The 19,643-nt window shown below is 71.4% G+C and carries 14 protein-coding genes; 9 read left to right on the top strand and 5 right to left on the bottom strand.

Annotated elements, in window-relative coordinates; translation table 11 throughout:
• Positions 1 to 10: 10 nt before the first annotated feature.
• Positions 11 to 1,006 carry a fibronectin type III domain-containing protein gene (locus OO70_RS08550; protein WP_051740918.1) on the bottom strand — a complete coding sequence of 332 codons (996 nt, stop codon included), beginning with the start codon at positions 1,004 to 1,006 and terminating at the stop codon, positions 11 to 13.
• 471 nt (positions 1,007 to 1,477) lie between these two features.
• Between OO70_RS08550 and OO70_RS08545 the strand changes: the two genes are divergently transcribed.
• On the top strand, positions 1,478 to 2,200 hold the full coding sequence (locus OO70_RS08545; protein ID WP_043666329.1) for a glycoside hydrolase family 75 protein: 723 nt from the start codon (positions 1,478 to 1,480) through the stop codon (positions 2,198 to 2,200).
• 34 nt (positions 2,201 to 2,234) lie between these two features.
• On the opposite strand, the gene OO70_RS08540 is transcribed toward OO70_RS08545, so the two are convergent.
• Positions 2,235 to 2,996, bottom strand: coding sequence for an SDR family NAD(P)-dependent oxidoreductase (locus OO70_RS08540; protein WP_043666328.1), 762 nt, complete (start codon positions 2,994 to 2,996; stop codon positions 2,235 to 2,237).
• A 143-nt stretch (positions 2,997 to 3,139) separates the two neighbouring features.
• Here OO70_RS08540 and OO70_RS08535 point away from each other — a divergent pair, with 143 nt between their 5' ends.
• Complete coding sequence (locus tag OO70_RS08535) at positions 3,140 to 3,778, top strand: TetR/AcrR family transcriptional regulator (RefSeq protein ID WP_043666327.1); 639 nt, start codon at positions 3,140 to 3,142, stop codon at positions 3,776 to 3,778.
• Between the two features lie 362 nt (positions 3,779 to 4,140).
• Here OO70_RS08535 and OO70_RS08530 read toward each other — a convergent pair whose 3' ends face one another.
• Genes OO70_RS08530 through dhaK form a run of 3 tightly spaced genes read right to left on the bottom strand, consistent with a single transcriptional unit; the run spans position 4,141 to position 6,200 of the window.
• Complete coding sequence (locus OO70_RS08530) at positions 4,141 to 4,551, bottom strand: PTS-dependent dihydroxyacetone kinase phosphotransferase subunit DhaM (protein ID WP_043666326.1); 411 nt, start codon at positions 4,549 to 4,551, stop codon at positions 4,141 to 4,143.
• Position 4,552: 1 nt separating this feature from the next.
• Positions 4,553 to 5,161 (bottom strand): dihydroxyacetone kinase subunit DhaL, encoded by a 609-nt coding sequence (dhaL, locus tag OO70_RS08525; protein WP_043666325.1) that lies wholly within the window; start codon positions 5,159 to 5,161, stop codon positions 4,553 to 4,555.
• A 46-nt stretch (positions 5,162 to 5,207) separates the two neighbouring features.
• Complete coding sequence (gene dhaK / locus OO70_RS08520; protein WP_043666324.1) at positions 5,208 to 6,200, bottom strand: dihydroxyacetone kinase subunit DhaK; 993 nt, start codon at positions 6,198 to 6,200, stop codon at positions 5,208 to 5,210.
• A 322-nt stretch (positions 6,201 to 6,522) separates the two neighbouring features.
• Here dhaK and OO70_RS08515 point away from each other — a divergent pair, with 322 nt between their 5' ends.
• The 7 genes from OO70_RS08515 (at position 6,523) to OO70_RS08485 (ending at position 19,643) form a co-directional block, all read left to right on the top strand.
• The gene (locus OO70_RS08515; protein WP_043666323.1) at positions 6,523 to 6,906 is read left to right on the top strand and encodes a VOC family protein; all 384 of its coding nucleotides are present in this window, start codon (positions 6,523 to 6,525) and stop codon (positions 6,904 to 6,906) included.
• Positions 6,907 to 7,087: 181 nt separating this feature from the next.
• Positions 7,088 to 8,695, top strand: a complete 1,608-nt coding sequence (locus OO70_RS08510) for an acyl-CoA carboxylase subunit beta (RefSeq protein WP_234336787.1) — start codon at positions 7,088 to 7,090, stop codon at positions 8,693 to 8,695.
• A gap of 66 nt (positions 8,696 to 8,761) precedes the next feature.
• Positions 8,762 to 10,564 (top strand): fatty acyl-AMP ligase, encoded by a 1,803-nt coding sequence (locus OO70_RS08505; protein WP_043666322.1) that lies wholly within the window; start codon positions 8,762 to 8,764, stop codon positions 10,562 to 10,564.
• A gap of 5 nt (positions 10,565 to 10,569) precedes the next feature.
• Positions 10,570 to 14,628 carry a type I polyketide synthase gene (locus OO70_RS08500; RefSeq protein ID WP_043666320.1) on the top strand — a complete coding sequence of 1,353 codons (4,059 nt, stop codon included), beginning with the start codon at positions 10,570 to 10,572 and terminating at the stop codon, positions 14,626 to 14,628.
• A gap of 42 nt (positions 14,629 to 14,670) precedes the next feature.
• Positions 14,671 to 15,672, top strand: coding sequence for an alpha/beta hydrolase (locus OO70_RS08495; RefSeq protein WP_043666317.1), 1,002 nt, complete (start codon positions 14,671 to 14,673; stop codon positions 15,670 to 15,672).
• A 131-nt stretch (positions 15,673 to 15,803) separates the two neighbouring features.
• The gene (locus OO70_RS08490; RefSeq protein WP_043666314.1) at positions 15,804 to 17,042 is read left to right on the top strand and encodes a PucR family transcriptional regulator; all 1,239 of its coding nucleotides are present in this window, start codon (positions 15,804 to 15,806) and stop codon (positions 17,040 to 17,042) included.
• Between the two features lie 474 nt (positions 17,043 to 17,516).
• Positions 17,517 to 19,643, top strand: coding sequence for a hypothetical protein (locus OO70_RS08485; protein WP_043666311.1), 2,127 nt, complete (start codon positions 17,517 to 17,519; stop codon positions 19,641 to 19,643).

Below are 19,643 nucleotides of genomic sequence, written 5' to 3'. Positions count from 1 at the left end.
TAGAGAACAGCTATGGCTTGGCGGCGCCCGTCGTCACCGTCCGCTGCGCCGAGAAACCGCCCCACGTACCGTCCGGCAACCGCGCCCTGAGCCGTACCCGGTGGCTGACCCCGGCGTCCCCGCCCGCGTAGAAGCTGTACGTCGCATGGTCGCGCGGCGCGGTCCCGCCCCAGATCAGTGAGGTGGCCGGCTGTCCGTCGAGGTTGATCTGGTACTCCGTGACCACCCCGTCCGTGCGCGGCGGTACCCAGGACAGGTCGATGTAGTACGCCCCGTCGTCGCCCCGGTGAGTCGTCGCGCGGAAATCCGTGGGGGCGGTGCCCTGCCCGTCGTCGCTGCCCGGCGCGGTGGTCAGCGGGACGGCCGTGCTCGCCGGGGAGAGGTTGTCGGCGGCGTCACGGGCCCGCACGGTGAAGGAGTAGCGCGTATGGGGCCGCAGACCGGTGACCACGGTCGCGGTCTGTGCCCCGCCCACACTGTGGATCTTCGCCCCGCCCTGATAGATGTCGTACGACACCACACCCCGGTCGTCCGTCGAGGCACCCCAGGACAGCTGGACCGCCCGGCTGCCGATCGCCCTGCCCTGCGGTGCGCGCGGACGGGTGGGCGCCGAGTGGTCCGCCGCGACGGCGACCGGTGTCCGCGCCCGGACCTCCCGGCTGCGCGGTCCCAGGCGGCCGTCGGTGTCCCGGGCCCGCACGGTGAAGGCGTACACGGTGGCGGGCCGGAGCCTGGTGACATCCACCATGTGCTCGGAACCCGGCACTTCCTTCACTTTCGTGGTGCCCCGATATATCTCGTAGGTGCCGACGCCCGGGTTCGCCGTCACCGCGTCCCACATGACGTGCACGCTGGTCGCGCTCCCTGCCGCCGCCGTGACTCCGGCCGGGGCGCCGGGAGCGTGGCCGTCCTCCTCGACGCCGGTGCCGCAGGAGGCGAGCAGCAGGAGCGCGGCGCACGTCAGGACGGTACGGGGGAGGGCGAGGGCGGCACGGACGCGTCGCACGATTCTGCCTCCCCGGCATTACGTGGGCACCACACGACGGAAAAGGTCCGGACCAATATGACCCGGGTGGTGCGACCGCATCAAGAGGGGCGCCGTTGCCGACCCGCCGGGAGGGTTACGTATGCTGGTGCTCTCACGGCTGAACTGGCCCCTGGGAGTGGGTAGTTCATGCCGGTGGCGCGGACCGCTGTCGTCGCTGATCCCGCGCCGGCGCGGGCGGCCGGGTGGCCGGGGTCGACACAGGCTCGGGCCCCCGGTCCCCGTCGAGAGCGGCGCGGGTTCGGAGCCGCGGTTTCCGTCAGGAGTGACAGGGGCTCGGCTTCCGTCAGGAGTGACGCGAACTCAGGGTCTCCGCTTCTCTCGGGAGTTCGGGGTGTGCACCGTCCGGCCCCCTACCGGTGGCCGCGTGATCGGACCGGTACCAGGGTGGGCTGAGTGTCCGTCAGATCCCCCAGGAGAGGGTCCTCTATCGTGCGTGTCCAGTCGCTGACGCTGGCTGCGGCCGGCGCCGCCCTGCTCGCCCCGACCATGCTTCCTTCCGCACCTGTCGCCTTCGCGCGGCCTCAGTCGGGGCCGGTGGCGCTGCGTGAGGGTGATGTCGCCGCCGCCGACCTGCTGGCCAAGGTGCGGGACTGCGCCCCCGTCTCGCGCGGCCGGTACCGCAGCGACGACGGGGAGCCCGCGACGATCCCGGTCTGCGGCACCAAGGAGGCCGTCTTCTGGAAGGCCGACATGGACATCGACTGCGACGGACAGGCCGGCGCCCGCTGCAACGGGCGCACCGACCCGCTCTTCTCGTCCATGACGGCGTACCAGCAGTCCGACGGCCGCTATCTGAACGCCGAGCAGCTCCCCTACATCGTGGTCCCCGCCGCGAGCGCCCTCTGGAACCACCGGGACCACCGCGTCGGCGGCGGTTCGGTGGCCGCCGTGATCTACCGGGACCGGGTGCAGTACGCCGTCGTAGGAGACGTCGGTCCGCACGACATCATCGGCGAGGCGTCGTACGCGACAGCCAAGGGTCTCGGTATCCGTGCCGATCCGCGCGGCGGCGGAACGGACACCGGGGTCACCTACATCGTGTTCAAGGACTCGCGGGTGAAGCCCATCGAGGACCACGCGGCCGCCGTGGAGACGGGGCAGCGGCTCGCGCGGCTCTTCGTGCAGGGTGCTGCCGAGCGTCCGGAGTCGTAGGGCGCAGCCTGTCGAGCCCTCCGGGGCGGGGTCGTCAGACCGCCGACCAGCCGTCGTCGACGGGCAGGATCGCGCCGTTGATGTTGCTCGCCGCGTCCGAGGCGAGGAACAGGATCGCCGCGGCCTGCTCCTCGGGCTGGGCAAGGCGACCGACGTTGACGAAGTGCGGGCCGAGCGCCGCCGGACCGAGGGCGGCCCGGTCGGCGTCCACGGTGATGCCGGTCGCCGTGCCGCCCGGGGCGATGGCGTTCGCGCGGATGCCCTGCTTGCGGTACATGACGGCGAGGGACTTGGTCAGGCCCACGACCCCGTGCTTAGAGGCCGTGTACGCGGCGCCCGCCGCGCTGCCGCGGAAGCCCGCCTCGGAGGCGGTGTTCACGATCACGCCCTTGCCCGCCGCCAGCATGTGCGGCAGCACGGCGCGGGTGAGCAGGAAGGGCGCGGTCAGGTTGACCCGGATGACCCGCTCCCACTCCGCGTCGTCCACGTCCGCCAGCGCCGACATGCGGTCCATGATCCCGGCGTTGTTCACCAGCACGTCGACCCCGCCGAACCGCTCCACGGCGGTCGCGGTCACCTCGTCGACGATCGCTTGCTCGCTCAGGTCGCCCGTGACGGCGACGGCGGTGCCGCCCGCCTGCGCGATCTCCTTGACGACCGCCTCGGCGCCGTCGGCGTTGAGGTCGGCCACCACGACCTTGGCACCCTCCGCGGCGAAGGCCAGCGCGGCGGCGCGCCCGATGCCCGAACCGGCTCCGGTGACGATGACGCCGCGTCCGTCGAATCCACTGGCCATGAGGTGCTCCTGTTCGTCGTGCGGGGGCTCCGCGCCCCGTTGTCCCCTCACCATACGACTTAATGTCGTCGAGTGACATAAAGTGACGGCGGGGCCATGGTGCAGAATTCCGGGAGGTCACGACCGCAGCCGGAGGGGAACTGATGACCGCACCCAGCGGACGCACGGGACGACCGCCTCTCACCGAGGCGCGCAAGGCCGAGATCCGGCTGGAGATCGCCCGGGCCGCGGTGGAGCTGTTCGTCACCCAGGGCGTGGCTGCGACCACCGGCGAGCAGATCGGCCAGGCGGTCGGCGTCTCCGCACGCACGGTGTGGCGGTACTTCCCGAGCAAGGAGAACTGCGTACGGCCGCTGTTCTCGGCCGGTATCGACGTGATCGCCGCGAGGCTGCGGGAGTGGCCGCCTGGCCGCCCCCTCGAAGAACTCTTCGACCCGGGCCTCGCGGCCGGCCTCCTCGCCGCCACCGGCCCCGACGGCGCCACCGGCAGCGCCCTGGTCCGCCTCACCCGCACCGAGCCGGGCCTGCGCGCGATCTGGCTCCAGACCTACGCCGAGGCGGAACCGGCCTTCGCCCGCGCCCTCGCCGACCGCGCCGGCCTGCCAGCCGACGACCTGCGCCCCATGATCCAGGCCGCGATGCTCAACGCTGCGCTGCGCGCGGCGGTCGAACGGTTCGCCTGGCGCTCGCTCGAGACCGGGACGGACGCGGCGCCGGGGGACGCCGAGGTGGCGGAGACGCTGCGTTCGGCGCTGGCGATCGCGGCGGAAGGGGTGTCGTAGGGGAGGGGTGGTGCTCGGGGTGGGTGAGGCGCGGGCGAGGGTCGGGCGAGGCATGTGGGGCCGGTGCGCGGGTCCGTGTCGGGCGGTGCGACTCTCCGGTGTGCGGCCGGAGTTGGGCAGCGCGACCCGCCAGTGCGCGGATCAGTGTCCGACGGAGTGACCCGCCGGCGCGCGGAGGTGGCGGTTCGCAGCGGATGCGCTCCGACGAGCGGTGCGCAGCGGGCACGCTCGGCCAGGGGGGCTCAACCGGAGGTGTTCAGCGGGCGCGCTCTGCCGGAAGCGCTCGGCCCATGGCCCCCGCCTGCACCGCAGGCCTTCCGCCACGCCCCCGCCTCACCCCGCCCGACAGACAGGCGTGTGCCTCACACCTTCCGATAGCTGTACGCCTCCACCGCCGCCGCCTCCACCGCGTCCAGGTCCGCTCCCGTCGACGCCGTGACGACCGCGGCCACCGCGCCCTCGACGAACGGGGCGTCCACCAGGCGGGTGCCGGCCGGGAGTTCGTCGCCCTCGGCGAGCAGGGCCTTCACGGTGAGTACGGCGCTGCCGAGATCGGTGAGGACGGCGACCCCGGCGCCGCGGTCGACGGACGCGGCCGCCGCGGCGATGAGTTCGGAACTGGTGCCGAGCCCGCCGCCCTCGGTGCCGCCGGCCGGTGCGAGCGGGACCGCCGCGCCGCCGCCCGCGAGGCCCCGCGCCAACTCGGCCACGGAGGCGGCGACTTCGGCGCTGTGCGACACCAGCACGATCCCCACGAGCTTGTCGCCGCTCACGTCACTCACCGGTCGCCTCCGCGGCTTCCTGGAGCGCGGCGATCAGCAGCGCCGAGGAAGTGGCGCCCGGGTCCTGGTGCCCGATGCTCCGCTCCCCGAGGTAGCTCGCCCTGCCCTTGTGGGCCTGCAGGGGCGTGGTGGCCACAGCGCCCTCCTCGGCGGCGGCCCGCGCCGCGGCGAAGCCGCCCGGGAGCGCGTCGACCGCCGGTACCAGGGCGTCGATCATGGTCTTGTCGCCGGGCGCGGCCCCGCCGAGCGTCATGACCGCGTCGACTCCGGTGCGCAGCGCGGCGGCGAACTCCTCCTCGCTCACCTCGGCGGCGTCCCCGAGCGCCTTGCCGGTACGGCGCAGCAGCGTGCCGTAGAGCGGTCCCGACGCTCCGCCGACCGTGGAGATGAGCTGCCGTCCGGTGAGGGTGAGGACGGCGCCCGGGGTGTCCGGCGCCTCCTTCTCCAGGGTGGCCGCCACGGCGGTGAACCCGCGTTGCAGGTTCGCGCCGTGGTCGGCGTCGCCGATGGGGGAGTCGAGGTCGGTGAGGTGTCCCGCCTCGCGGGCGACGGAGGCGGCGGTCGCCGTCATCCAACGGCGGAAGAAGTCGGCGTCGAGCACTGGATCTCCTTGCGTGGTGGGTGAGTTGGCCGGACGTACCGCCGTGTCACATGCCCCAGCGCAGTCCCGGCGTCCTCACCGGCGCGTCCCACAGCCGCAGCAGCTCCTCGTCGATCTGGCACAGGGTGACCGAGGCACCCGCCATGTCGAGGGACGTGACGTAGTTGCCGACCAGTGTGCGGGCGACGGCCACCCCGCGCTCGGCGAGCACCCGGTGCACCTCGGCGTTGAAGCCGTACAGCTCCAGGAGCGGGGTCGCGCCCATGCCGTTCACCAGGACCAGGACCGGATTGCGCGGCGTCATGTCCTCCAGGATCGCGTGGACGGCGAAGTCGGCGATCTCACCGGAGGTCATCATCGCCCGCCGCTCCCGGCCCGGCTCGCCGTGGATACCGACGCCCAACTCCAGCTCGCCCGGCGGCAGATCGAAGGTGGGGCTGCCCTTGGCCGGGGTGGTGCAGGCGCTGAGCGCGACGCCGAAGCTGCGGGAGTTCTCGTTGACCTGCCGGGCGATGGTCGCCACCCGGTCCAGCGGCTGCCCCTCCGCCGCGGCGGCACCGGCGATCTTCTCGACGAACAGCGTGGCGCCGGTTCCGCGACGCCCGGCGGTATAGAGGCTGTCGGTGACGGCGACATCGTCATTGACCAGCACCTTGGCGGTCTGGATGCCCTCGTCCTCGGCGAGCTCGGCCGCCATGTCGAAGTTGAGCACGTCCCCCGTGTAGTTCTTCACGATGAACAGCACCCCGGCCCCGCTGTCCACGGCAGCCGCGGCCCGCACCATCTGATCGGGCACCGGCGACGTGAACACCTCACCGGGACAGGCCGCGGTCAGCATCCCCGGTCCCACGAATCCGCCGTGCAACGGCTCGTGCCCCGACCCCCCACCGGAAATCAGCGCCACCTGCCCGGCCACGGGAGCGTCCCGCCGTACGATCACTCGGTTCTCCACGTCCACGGTCAACTCGGGGTGGGCGGCCGCCATGCCTCGCAGCGCGTCCGTGACGACGGTCTCCGCGACGTTGATGAGCATCTTCATGGGTACCTCCTGGCGAGACTGGCAGATGAGCCTGTGGCCTGTGTCTTTGCTGCTCGGAGTGGGTTACGTCAGTTGTCGGTCTCGGTGGTCCTGAGCGGTCGGTGGCGGTCGGTCGTGGTCGGAAGCGGGTGCCGGCGGAGTACCCCTGTGGAAAGTATCGACCTTGCAGCGGTGAAGGTCACGGGCTCGGACGCGCACGGGCGTGCCAGGCGGGAGAGCGGCGTCCTCGTCGAGCGCGAGGTGGCCGCCGCCTACCGTTCCGTGGCCCCGGGACGGTCATCGAGCCAGGACAAGAACACGCTGACGAGGGCAGGCTGTCGGAATGAGATCTCGAACCGGTGGCATGTGGTGGGGAACGACGATCGAGGCACCGGACCCCAGCGGCTTGGCGACGTTCTACGCCGAACTCCTTGGCTGGAACATCGGACACGAAGAGCCGGGAACGGCCATCGTCGCCGCCTCCCCGCAAGGACCGTTCTTCGTGTTCCAGCAGGCGGACGGCTATCAGGCTCCCGTCTGGCCTCCGATCGACGGGGAACAGCGCCCCATGATGCACTTCGACTTCCAGGTCGGCGATCTGGACTCGGCGGTCGCCGAGGCGATCGCCCTGGGCGCCACCGTGGCGGACGTCCAGCCGCAGGAGAACGTCCGGGTGCTGTTCGACCCCGCCGGACATCCCTTCTGCCTGTGCTTCGAAGAGACATGACCAGGCGGGCCTGACTGATCAGAACAACTGCACCACCTCCTCAGGCGTGACTCACGTCGTCCGTTTGTAGTCCCTCTATGAACGCGGGCCCCCAGACCACTCAACAACTTCACATTGGCGGCGGAAAGGAAGACCGCACCTCGCGGAGCTGCCATGCTCGCAACCCCCGAAGGAGGTGGCTGTGACCTCGACCGCGGAAACCCTGGGATCGCCCGTGCCCGTCGCGCGTACAACGGCGGCACGTCTCGCGGACCTCGCCGCCCGACAGCAGCGGGCCCTGGCGGGCGGCTCCGCGTCGGCCGTCGCCCGGCAGGCCGCTCGTGGCCGGCTCACGGCCCGTGAACGTGTCGCCCGGTTGCTGGACCGGGGGTCCTTCGTCGAGACCGGCGCGTTGGTACGCGCTCGCACTGGTGCCGATGACACGGCGTACGGCGACGGTGTGGTCACTGGCTCAGGCACCGTCGGCGGGCGCCCGGTGTGTGTCTTCGCGCAGGACGCCACCGTCTACGGCGGCAGCATGGGCGAGGCGTTCGGGGAGAAGGTCGTCAGCACGATGGACCTGGCCCTGAAGACCGGGTGCCCCATCATCGGCCTCAACGACTCCGGTGGCGCCCGCATCCAGGAAGGCGTCGCCTCGCTCGCCCTCTACGCCGAACTCGCCCGCCGCAACGTCGAGGCCTCGGGCGTCATCCCGCAGATCTCCGTGATCATGGGCCCGTGCGCGGGCGGCGCCGCCTACTCGCCGGCGATCACCGACTTCACCGTCATGGTCGACGGGACTTCGCACATGTTCGTCACCGGCCCGGACGTCATCGAGGCGGTGACCGGTGAGCGTACGACGGCCGAGGAACTGGGCGGCGCCCGCGCCAGCAACTCCGGCAACGGCAACGCCCATTTCCTCGCCGAGGACGAGGACGACGCCCTGGACATCGTCCGCGTCCTGCTCGCCTACCTTCCGGCGAACAACCGTGACATCCCACCCGAGTACGCCTTCACGCCGCGCACCCTCGACCCCACCCCCGACGACCTGCGCCTGGACGGACTCATCCCCGACCGTCCCGAGACCGCGTACGACATGCGCGAGATCCTGCGCACGGTCGTCGACGACGGCGAACTGCTCCAAGTGCACGAGCTGTTCGCGCCCAACATCGTCTGCGCCCTGGCCCGGGTCGAGGGCCGTTCCGTCGGAGTCGTCGCCAACCAGCCCCTGCACAGTGCCGGCGCGCTCGACATCGACGCCTCCGAGAAGGCCGCTCGCTTCGTCCGCTTCTGCGACGCGTTCGGCATTCCGCTGCTGACCTTCGCCGACGTTCCCGGCTACCTCTCGGGCACGCAGCAGGAGCAGACCGGGATCATCCGGCGCGGCGCCAAGCTGCTGTACGCCTACGCCGAGGCCACCGTCCCCAAGGTCACCGTCGTGGTCCGCAAGGCCTACGGCGGCGGATACGCCGTCATGGGCTCCAAGCACCTCGGCGCCGACGTCAACCTCGCCTGGCCCACCGCCAGGATCGCCGTGATGGGCGCCGAGGGAGCGGTCACCGTCCTGTACCGCCGTGAACTCGCCGCGGCAGCCGCAGTCGGCGAGCAGGCCGCGGCGGACCTGAGGGCGAAGCTCGTGGAGGAGTACGAGACGGCCTGGGCCACCCCCTACGCGGCTGCCGCACGTGGCTACATCGACGCGGTCATCGCGCCGAGCACCACCCGGGCGCACATCACCCGGGCCCTGCACACGCTGCGCACCAAACGTGCCGCCGTCCCCGAGCGGCGGCACGGCAACATCCCGCTGTGAGTGAAGCGAAGCCGTAACCGCATCACCCCGGACGGGGACACCACCTGTGACGTGAGGAGTTCCCCCATGCCCGCGCACGCCCTTCCGCACGCCCCCGGCACATCCTCAGCAGCACCGGACCGCCCGACCACGCTCCCCGCCCACGTCGCGCACTGGGCCCAACACGCCCCCATCCAACCGGCGTTCACCTTCGTCGACCACACGTCGTCCGGGTTACGGCGCAGCCACCGCACCCTCACCTGGCAGCGCGTCGACGTACGGACCCGGGCGGTCGCCGCCCGGCTCGCGGACACCGTGGCTCCCGGCGAACGCGTCGCCGTTCTCTGTCCCCAGGGCACCGAATACGTCATCGGCTTTCTCGCCGCACTGACCGCCGGCACCGTCGCCGTACCCATGTTCACCCCCGATCTGCCCGGACACGGCGACCGCCTGGCCGGAGTCCTGGACGACGCGCAACCCTCGGCCGTGCTCACCACCAGCGCCGCGGCCGAGACCGTAGGCACTTTTCTGGACGCGCACGGCCTGCGCCACCGTCTGATCGTCACCGACTTCGTCTCAGATGATCAGGCCGACGCATGGCAACCGCCCGTTCTGGACGAACAGTCGACCGCGTATCTCCAATACAGCTCCGGATCGACCCGGTTTCCCACCGGCGTCGAGATCTCGCACGCGAACGTCGTCGCCAACGCCCGCCAGGCGCTCACTGCGTACGGCGCCGACGACCGTCGCCTCACCATGGTCGGCTGGCTGCCGCTCTACCACGACATGGGGCTGGTGCTCAGCGTCGCCACTCCCGTCGTACGCGGACTGCTGTCCGTCCTGATGGATCCCCTCGCCTTCCTCCAACGGCCCGCCCGCTGGCTGCAGTTGCTGTCCGAGCACCCCAATGCCCTCAGCGCCGCACCGAACTTCGCCTACGACTACTGCGCGGCCGTCGTCACCGAGGAGGAGAAGGCAGGGCTACGGCTGGACCGGATCGCCGCGCTCATCAACGGCAGTGAACCCGTGCGGCCCGAAACCGCCGATCGGTTCGGCGCGGCCTTCGCCGGACAGGGCCTTCCGGCCGACGTCCACTGCCCGTCGTACGGGCTCGCCGAGGCCACCGTCTTCGTCAGCGCCCACCGGCCCGGTCAACCGTTGCGCCGCTACGCCCTGGACCGGGAGGCCCTGGCGGCCGGCAAGGCCCTGGCCGTTCCGCCCGGTGACCCCGCCGCGGTGCTGCTCGCCGCCTGCGGTGAACCCGTCGGTCAGGCGGTGCGCATCGTCGACCCCGTCACCGCCACCATGCTGCCCGCGGGGGAGGTGGGCGAGATCTGGGTGCAGGGACCCAACATCGCGCGTGGATACCTGGAGCACGGCGCGCAGCATCGCAAGACCTTTCAGGCCCGACTGGCGCACGCCCCCGGCTACTGGCTGCGCACCGGCGACCTCGGCACGGTCCTCGACGGACAACTCCTGGTCACCGGGCGCCTGAAGGACCTGATCATCGTCGACGGACGCAACCACTACCCGCAGGACATCGAGAACACCGCACAGGCCGCCCACCTGGCGATACGCCCCGACCGACTGGCGGCCTTCGCCGTACCCGCCGGGCACGCTCCCGGCGCCGGAGCCACCATCGTGGCGGAGGGCGCCGTGATCATCGCCGAGTACGCGCGCGGTCTGGATGAGCCGGCCCGTGACCCCAAGGAGGTCGCCGCCGCCGTGCGCGCCGCCGTCTCCGCCCGGCACGGCCTGCGACTGGCCGAGGTGCTGCTCCTCCCACCAGGCACGGTGCCCCGCACCTCCAGCGGCAAGATCTCCCGCACGCTGACCCGCGCCCGCTACCTCGACGGTTCCTACGACCGCCCCGAGGGAGGCACGGAGTGAGCGCGATGCCGGCCGATGCCGCCGACCTGCGGCGCCTGGTCGTCGAACGGATCGCCCACTGGTCAGGAGTCCCCGGCGCGGACATCGCCGTGGACCGGCCGCTGGCCGAACTCGGCATGTCCTCCCGCGACGCGGTCGTGATCGCTGCCGAACTCTCCCACGCACTCGGCCGGGACCTGCCCCCCACCCTGCTGTGGGAGACGTCGACCGTCGACGGTCTGGTCGCTCTGCTCAGCAACAGCCTGGAGCCCGTTCCGGAGACCGCGTTCGTCCCCCGGGAGATCGCCGTCGACGACGACGAACCGGTCGCCGTGGTCGGCGTCGGCTGTCGCCTCCCCGGCGGTGTGCGAGGGCCCGCTGACTACTGGCGGCTGCTCGTCGAGGGCGCCGATGCCATCGGCCGGGTACCCGAGGGACGCTGGCGGGACTTCGCCACGCAGGTCCCGCCGGACGCCAACACCTGGGGCGGATACCTCGACGACGCCACCCTCACCGGGTTCGACTCCACCTTCTTCCGCATCTCCCCGCGCGAGGCCGACGCGATGGACCCGCAGCAGCGCATGCTGCTGGAGGTCACCCAGGAAGCCCTCGACCACGCGGCCATCCCCGCCGCGTCCCTGGCGGGCACCGCCACCGGGGTCTTCGTCGGTATCTCGGCCCACGACTACGGCCACCTCACCGGCGCCGACCCGGCGACCGTCGACCCCTGGGCGACCACCGGAGCCGCCACCTCGGTCTCGGCGGGCAGGCTCAGCTACGTGTACGACCTGCGCGGCCCCAGCGTCGCCGTCGACACCGCCTGCTCGTCCTCCCTCGTCGCCGTCCACCAGGCCTGCACCGCATTGCGCGGCGGTGAATGCGACACGGCGCTCGTCGCCGGGACCAACGTGCTGCTCTCACCCGCCGTCACCGTCGCGTTCGGCCGCGCCGGAGCCCTGGCGCCCGACGGCAGGTGCAAGCCGTTCTCCCAGTCCGCCGACGGCATCGGCCGCGCCGAGGGCTGTGCCGTGGTGGTTCTCAAACGGTTCAGCGACGCGCTGCGCGACGAAGACCGGGTCCTGGCCGTCATCACAGCCACCACCGTCAACTCCGACGGCCGCTCCAACGGCCTCATGGCACCCAACCCGACGGCCCAACGCGCGCTCCTGGAAGCGGCCTACGCGCGAGCCGGCCTCGACCCGGCGACCGTGGACTACGTCGAGGCACACGGCACCGGCACACCCCTCGGCGACCCCATCGAGGCGGGTGCGCTGGCCGACGTCCTGGGCCGCGACCGCCACCCGGACCAGCCGCTGCTGCTCGGCTCGGTCAAGAGCAACCTCGGCCACCTGGAGGCAGCCGCCGGAGTCGCGGGGCTGGTCAAAACCGTCCTCGCCCTCCACCACGGCATCATCCCCGGCTCGTTGCACTGCGACCGGCCCGCCCTGGACGACGAGCGGCTGCGGGTGGTCACCGAACCCGAACCCTGGCCCCGCTACGGCGGGACCGCGACCGCCGGAGTCTCCGCCTTCGGCTTCGGCGGCACCAACGCGCACGCCGTACTGGAGGAGTGGCAGCCCACCCGGCCCGCCGAACGCGCCCTCAACTCCCATGGTTCCGCAGGCCTGTTGCAGCTCAGCGACGCCGATCCGGCCCGGGTCCGGGACACAGCCGCCGGGCTCGCCGACTGGCTCGACACACCCGCCGGGAGCGCCGCCCGGCTCCAGGACGTCGGACGCACACTCGCCGGACGCACCGGCCGCGGCCCCGCCCGCGCGGCCGTCGTCGCCCACGACCGCGACGGCCTCACCACCGCCCTCCGCGCACTGGCGGCCGGCCGCCCCCACCCGCGCGTCAGCACCGGCGACCGGGACCGACTCGGTCCCGGCCCGGTCTGGGTCTTCTCCGGCTACGGCACCCAGTGGGCCGCGATGGGACGTCAACTCCTCGGCCGGGAGCCCGCGTTCGCCGCCGCCGTGGAGAAACTGGAACCGGTGCTCGCGGCCGCGTGCGGCATCTCCCTGTACGAAATGCTCGACGACTGCACGGACGACGACCTACGCCAGGTGGAGACCGCCCAACCCCTCCTCTACGGAACCCAGTTGGCGCTCGCCGAACTCTGGCGCTCCTACGGCGTCGAACCCGCCGCCGTCATCGGACACTCCATGGGCGAGGTCGCGGCGGCCGTCGTCTCCGGGGCACTCGATCCCGCCGAAGGCGCCCACATCATCGCCGTACGGTCCCGGCTGCTCGCCACACTGCGCGGCGGGTCGATGGCCGTCGTGGACCTGACCGACGACGAACTCGACGACCTGGAGCGGGAGTTCCCCGGTGTGCACCTCGCCGTGGACTCCTCGCCCGCACAGAAGATCGTCACCGGCGAGGCAGCCGCCGTGGCGGGGTTCGTCAAGCATCTCTCCGTACAGGGCCGCGAAACCCGCACCATGCCCGTCCGGGGCGCCGGGCACTCGCCCCAGGTCGAACCGCTGCTGCCCGAACTGACCGCCGCCCTCGGCGGGATCGGGGGCCGGAGCGGCGGCACCGTCCGCGTCTACTCCACCGTCCACGACGACCCCACCCGACCTTGTGTCTTCGACGCCGGGCACTGGGCGGAGAACCTGCGCCGCCCGGTCCGGTTCGCGGGTGCGGTGGCCGCCGCAGCGGCCGACGGGCACACCGCGTTCATCGAGATCTCCCCGCACCCCGTACTCCTGCACGCCCTCGCCGAGACCCTGCCCGACGCCCTCCACCTGCCCACCCTGCGCAGAGGCAACGACCCCGCCCTCACCTTCCGCCTCCAACTGGCCGCCCTGCACGCCGCGGGCCATCCCCTCCCGACCCGCCTCCTCCACCCGCACGGCGAAGTCATCGACGTCCCCCTCCCGGCCTGGCGCCACACCCGCCACTGGTGGACGGCCGAGCGACCCCTGCTGGACGGCGGGCGCAGACTCCCCGAACTGCCCGCCGCACCGGTCCCGTTGGCCGTCGACGGCACTGTCACCGAGCGGCTCATCCGCCATATCGCCGCTGTCGCAGGCCACTTGCCGGAGCGGATCACCCCCGACACCCCGCTCACCGACCTGGGCCTCGACTCGCTCATGGCCGTCCGCCTGCGTGCCGCCGTGGAGCGCGAGTTCGGCGCCGCACCCTCGACGCGCGACCTGATGCAGGCCTCCACCGTCCAGGCCGCCGCCGACGCGATCACCCGCGTCGCACACCACGACGAGTTGGAACACAGGCCCCCGTCCGCCGCGATGGTGTCTGCTCCGGCCGACCGTCGCATGCCGTACCCCTTACGCGTGCTGCGTCCGGCAGGCGACCGCCCGCCGCTGATCCTGGCCCACGCGGCCGGCGGCACCCCGGACGTCTACCGGCCGCTCGCCGGGCTGTTGGCACCGGACGTACCGGTGTACGGGCTGGACCGTGTCGAGGAAGCGGACACCGTCGCCGCGAAGGCGAGGCTGTGCGCGGAGGCGATCCGGAAAGCGTGGCCCGACGGCCGCTATTGGATCGGCGGATGGTCGTTCGGCGGGTTCGTCGCCCAGGAGACCGCCCGGCTGCTCGCCGCCGAGTACGCACCCCCCGAGGCGGTGGTGCTCATCGATGCCGTACGTCCGCTGCCCCGACCGCTCGGACGGACTGCATGGGACGTGGCGCGGCAGCACTTCGAAGGATTCGCCGCGTACGCGTCCCGCACCTTCGACGTACAACTCGACCTGCCCTACGGGGAGTTGGCAGGCCTGGACGACAGGGGCCGTATCGACCTGGTACTGGAGACGCTCAGCTCGGTCGCCGACATCCCGCCCGCCGCGCTCCGTCACCAGCGCGCCTCCTACCTGGACCTGCGGACCGGCGAGGCGCACACCCCTCGTTCCTACGACGGCCGGGTGATCCTCTACCGCGCCACCGAGCCCGCGCCGCACACGGTGCGTGACCCGGCGTACGAGCGCACGGACGACGCCCTCGGCTGGGACGAGCTGTGCCCGGACCTGGAGATCGTCCGCATCCCCGGACACCACCTGTCGCTCCTCGACCCGCCGCACGCCCAGGCCATCGCCGACCACCTCAACCGGGTGCTCGGCTGAACACCCCGCTCCCCGCCGCCACTTCACAAGGAGCCGCCCGCCATGTCCGACCACCCGTCCCTCCCCCGCCGAGGTCCGTCCCGTCGCACTGTCGCCATGGCCGCGGCCCTCGGTGTCGCGGGCGTGCTGACCGGGGCCTGGAGAGCCTCGGCCGCCGACGTCACCGTCACCCAACTGGGGCCCCGCACCTATGACTTGGGCGTCCCCTCCGCCGCACTGGGCCGCACCGCGCCGGTACGGATCATCCTGCCGACCTCGTACGCCGCGCGGCCCGATGCCACCTGGCCGGTGCTCTATCTGCTGCACGGCGCGCACGACGACTACAACTCGTGGACCCGAGAGACCGACATCGAGGCGTTCACCGCGAACCGGGACCTGATCGTCGCCATGCCGGACGGAGGGCCCACCGGCATCCCCACCCGCTGGCAGACCGGCCTCGACTACGAGACCTTCCAGCTCCAGGAAGTGCCGGCGGTCCTGCGCGCCGGATACCGGGCCTCCACCGTGCAGGCCGTCGCCGGGGTCTCGACCGGCGGATACGGCGCCATGGCACACGCGGCCCGCCACCCGGGAACGTTCGTGGCCGCCGCGTCGTACAGCGGAATCCCCGACACCACCACGACGACGATGCCCACGATCATCGAGGCGATCGTGGGCCGGGAGAACCTCAACCCCCTGTCGTTGTGGGGCGACCCGACGCTCAACTCCGCCACCTGGCAGGACTTCAACCCCCTGACGCACGCGAGCGCCCTGCGCGGTACCGCGCTCTACGTCTCCGTCGGCACCGGCAGTCTCAGTGGAGGGCTCGGCACCATCCTCGCGCTCGCGCAGCTCATCAGCAGCGGCATCGGCTCCCTGCTGCCCGGGGTCCTGGAGAGTCTGGTGGCACCCTCCACGCAGAGCTTCGTCACCGCGCTCGGGCAACTGGGCGTCCCGGCCACCCAGCACCTGTATCAGGGCGGCGGACACCAATGGAGCGACTGGAAGCGGGAGTTCGCCACCTCGTGGCCGGTTCTCGCCGGAGCGCTCGGTCTGCCGGCCTGACCCGTACGGGGTTTGTCACGCACGGACAAAATCGCAGCGCCGCCTTGTAACTCGCGTACAGGCCAACGGAGTTCGGCGGGGGATATCGTCATCGTTCGGGCCGCCTTGACCGAGCGGTAGGAGCACGCCACATGGATCCTTTCGTCGCCGTTCCCCAGCGACTGGCAGAATTTCTGCGCCCCCATCTCGACGACATAGCCGCGGAGGTGGCGCGCGAGGTACAGCTTCAGGTACCCGAGTACACAAGACCGGCCGACGACGCCTACGTGCGCACGATCAGAGCCGGAGTCCGCCAGGCACTGACCCTCTTCGTGGACCGCATCGCCGACACCGGCCGCGAAGGGAAACACGTCGTCCACACCTACCAGCAGATCGGGCGTGGCGAAGCCGGCGAAGGACGCGGCCTCGAAGTACTCCAGGCCGCGCTCAGGCTCGGCGGACGGGCCGCCTGGCGGCGGATGATGAAAGCCGCCGAGGAACTGGAGCTGGACTCGAGCGAGGTGGCCGCACTCGCGGACGCGGGCTTCACCCACATGCACGAGATCATGCAGGCGGCCACCGAAGGCCACACCGAGGCCCAACTGCGCAGCACGGGCGAGTTGCAACGGCGCCGGATGCGCCTGCTGGACCTGCTGTTCGCCGATCCGCCCGCCTCCGCGGAGGCCGTCGCGGAACTCGCCCGCACCGCGAGCTGGCCCCTGCCGCAACGGGTCGCCGTCATAGCGGTGGGCGGTACCGAGCAGCAGCAGGGTGACGAACTGCTGCTGCCCACCGCGGTGTTGGCCGACATGACCGCCCGCCCGGCGCGCCTCGTCATCCCGGACCCGGACGTGCCCGGCTCCTCGCGCGGACACGCTCTCGCCTCGGCGCTGCGGGGTCGGCCCGCCGCGGTCGGGCCGACGGTCCCGCTCTCGCAGACCGCGGACTCCTTACGCCTGGCCGCCCGGGCCCTCTCGCTCATGCGGCGCGGTGTGCTGCCCGGCGAGGGCGTGCTCCGGTGCGCCGACCACCTCACGACGCTGATCCTCTACGCGGACGAACCGTTGGTCCGGGCGCTGTCGTACCGGGTCCTGGCACCGCTGGCCGGAATCCCGGCGCCGCAGCGCGACCGGCTGGCGGAGACGTTATTGGCATGGCTGCAGTGCGAGAGCAGCGTCAACAGCACCGCCCTGCGACTGCACATCCATCCGCAGACGGTGCGTTATCGCATGCGTCAGTTGGAGAAACTGTTCGGTGAGACCCTGCAGGATTCAGAGACCCGTTTCGAACTGGAACTGGCCCTGCGGGCGAATTCCGCCTCCGCGTCGGAATCGGCTCGCCCATTGCTCACGGACGAACAAAAACCGGGCTCGACTTTGTCACGCCACTGACTAACTCCATTCGCCATTTTTTGCATTCCTGGCAGCTATCTCTCGTGACGGCCCGTCGGTTCATCCGACGGGCCGTTTCTGCTGTTCAGGGCATGATCGAGGCAAGTATTCAGCAGGTTCCAGACACTCTTTTGCGGTATGGACCAATGGTATTCGGGGGGTGCGGTCGCCGGGGTTGCCCGACCATGGAATGGCGCGCTGACCTGCATTTAAATCCTCGCGCCCATCCCGTCCCATCGGCACCCCTGAAGTGAAAACGTCCGAATTGGTTTCCGGTCAATCCGTCGAGTGCATCGATTTTCCGCCACGGTTCACAAGATGGACACAAGACGCGCACAGTCTCTCCACTACATTGGCGCACCAGAAAGCGGTTACGGCCGGGCCCTTCGCGGGATACCGGCGTCCCGCTAGGGAGTACGTCCGCTCCCCGAGAGCCGTACTCACCCCCCATGCCTGGAGAGGGAACTGCACCGCATGAAGCGGACCACACGCACTGCCGTCCTGACGGCGGGCGCGCTCATCGCCGCGCTCGGCCTCCCCGCCGGTACGGCACAAGCCGCCGTGACGCCCCGAGTGGACCTGCGGGTTCTCGTGGTGAGCGACGGAGGACCGGCGACCGACGCCATCACGGCGGAACTCGACACCGCCGGCACGCCCTACACCGAGATAGACCTCACCGCGGCCGGCCGGCCGACCATCAACGCGGCGTTCCTCGCGGACACCGTGCTCGGCGTACCCCGCGCCAAGTTCCAGTCCGTCGTCCTGCCCAACGACAACCCGTTCCCGGCCGGTTCGGCCGAGATGGCGGCGCTCGCGGCCTACGAGCAGACATACGCGATCCCGCAGGTCGACGCGTACACCTACGCCCGCCCGGCGGCGGGACTGCAGGACGCCGCCCAGGGCGGCTACTCCGGCACCGTCGACGGCGTACAGGCCGCGGTGACCACCGCAGGCAAGGCGGGCCCCTTCGGCTACCTCGACGGCCCGGTCCCCTTCGAGAACAACGACCCGGCGGTGAGCGAGAGTTACGCCTACCTGTCGACCCCCGCGGCGGGCGCCGACTTCACGCCGTACGTGGACGCCGCGATCCCCGGGAAAGCGACGCGGGGCTCGCTGGTGGGCGAGTACCGGCACGACGGACGACGGGAGTTGGTCGTCACCTTCGTCTACAACCAGTACCAGCAGCAGTTCCGCCTGCTGGCGCGCGGCATCGTGGAGTGGATGACCGGCGGGGTCCATCTCGGCTCCACCCGCAACTACTTCGCCGTGCACGTGGACGACGTGTTCGCGTCCGACGACCGCTGGAACAGCACCCTCAACTGCACGCCCGGCGACGTCGACTGCACCGACCCGAACGCCACCCCGGACCCGATCCGCATGAACGCCGCGGACGTCACCTTCGCGGCCGACTGGCAGACCCGGCAGGGCATCACCTTCGACCTGGCCTACAACGCGGTAGGCACCGTCGACCAGCGCGCCGACAACAACAACGTGGACCTCCTGGCCGACGCGCTCCTGGCCAAGAAGACCCAGTTCCGCTGGATCAACCACACCTACACCCACGCCTTCCTGGGCTGCGTGCAGAACATCACCGTGGTGCCGTGGAAGTGCGACACCGTGGGCACCGCCATCAAGTGGGTCAGCACGGCCGACATCTCCAACGAGATCGCCACCAACCGCACCTGGGGCCAGGCCAACGGACTCCCGCTGAACACCAAGGAGTTGATCACCGGCGAGCACTCCGGCATGAAGGTGCTGCCGCAGCAGCCGGTCGACAACCCCAATCTGTCCCTCGCCCTCAGCCTGAACGGCGTCACCTCGCTCGGCGCGGACAACTCCCGTGAGCCCGCCCAGCGTCAGCTCGGCCCCGCCCTCACCGTCCCGCGCTACCCCGTCAACGTCTTCTACAACGCGGGCCGCGCGGCCGAGCAGGTCGACGAGTACAACTGGATCTACACCAAGCGCGCCCAGGGCGGCAGCGGCATCTGCGAGGACAACCCGGCCACCAGCACCTGCCTGCCGGCACCCCTCAACACGGCCACCGGGTACACCGGTTACATCGTGCCGCTGGAGACCCGCGCCGCGCTCGGACACGTGCTCTCGGGCGACCCCAAGCCGCACTTCATCCACCAGTCGAACCTCACCGAGGACCGCCTCGCCTACCCGGTCCTCAACGGTGTCGTCGACGGCTACCGGGCCCTGTTCGCGGACAACACCCCTTTGGTGAACCTGCGGATGGAGGACATCGGCATCGAGCTCCAGCGCAGGGCCGCCTGGCAGACCGCCCTCAGGGCCGGTCAGGTGACCGCCTACCGCATCGGCAACGCCGTCACCATCCAGGCACCGTTCGGGCTGGCGGTCAACGGCTCCGCGCCGATCGGGACCACCATGGGCGGCGTCACCGTCGGCACGGCGTACGCGGGCAGGCTCTCCGGCTGGAACATCTCCAACGGCCTCCCGGTCACGCTCACCCTCCCGGCCTCCGCCACGGCCACGGCCGCCGTCACCTCCTCCGGAAGTCTCGCGGCGACGAAGCCCGCCCCGGCCACCCGCGTCCCCGCGGGCGTCACCGAGCAGGTTCCGGACACCGCGGCCAACTGA

This window comes from Streptomyces xylophagus (genome assembly GCF_000716435.1).
Taxonomy (GTDB): Bacteria; Actinomycetota; Actinomycetes; order Streptomycetales; family Streptomycetaceae; genus Streptomyces; species Streptomyces xylophagus.
Note: the sequence above shows the minus strand (reverse complement) of the source record. Positions and strands in the feature narration are given on the sequence as shown.

Coding starts and splice junctions, on each gene's coding strand:
- dhaK (WP_043666324.1), bottom strand. CDS start 6,200: ATGAAGATGCTCATCAACGTCGCGGAGACCGTCGTCACGGACGCGCTG.
- OO70_RS08540 (WP_043666328.1), bottom strand. CDS start 2,996: ATGGCCAGTGGATTCGACGGACGCGGCGTCATCGTCACCGGAGCCGGT.
- OO70_RS08485 (WP_043666311.1), top strand. CDS start 17,517: ATGAAGCGGACCACACGCACTGCCGTCCTGACGGCGGGCGCGCTCATC.
- OO70_RS08505 (WP_043666322.1), top strand. CDS start 8,762: ATGCCCGCGCACGCCCTTCCGCACGCCCCCGGCACATCCTCAGCAGCA.
- OO70_RS08500 (WP_043666320.1), top strand. CDS start 10,570: ATGCCGGCCGATGCCGCCGACCTGCGGCGCCTGGTCGTCGAACGGATC.
- OO70_RS08535 (WP_043666327.1), top strand. CDS start 3,140: ATGACCGCACCCAGCGGACGCACGGGACGACCGCCTCTCACCGAGGCG.
- OO70_RS08515 (WP_043666323.1), top strand. CDS start 6,523: ATGAGATCTCGAACCGGTGGCATGTGGTGGGGAACGACGATCGAGGCA.
- OO70_RS08490 (WP_043666314.1), top strand. CDS start 15,804: ATGGATCCTTTCGTCGCCGTTCCCCAGCGACTGGCAGAATTTCTGCGC.
- OO70_RS08495 (WP_043666317.1), top strand. CDS start 14,671: ATGTCCGACCACCCGTCCCTCCCCCGCCGAGGTCCGTCCCGTCGCACT.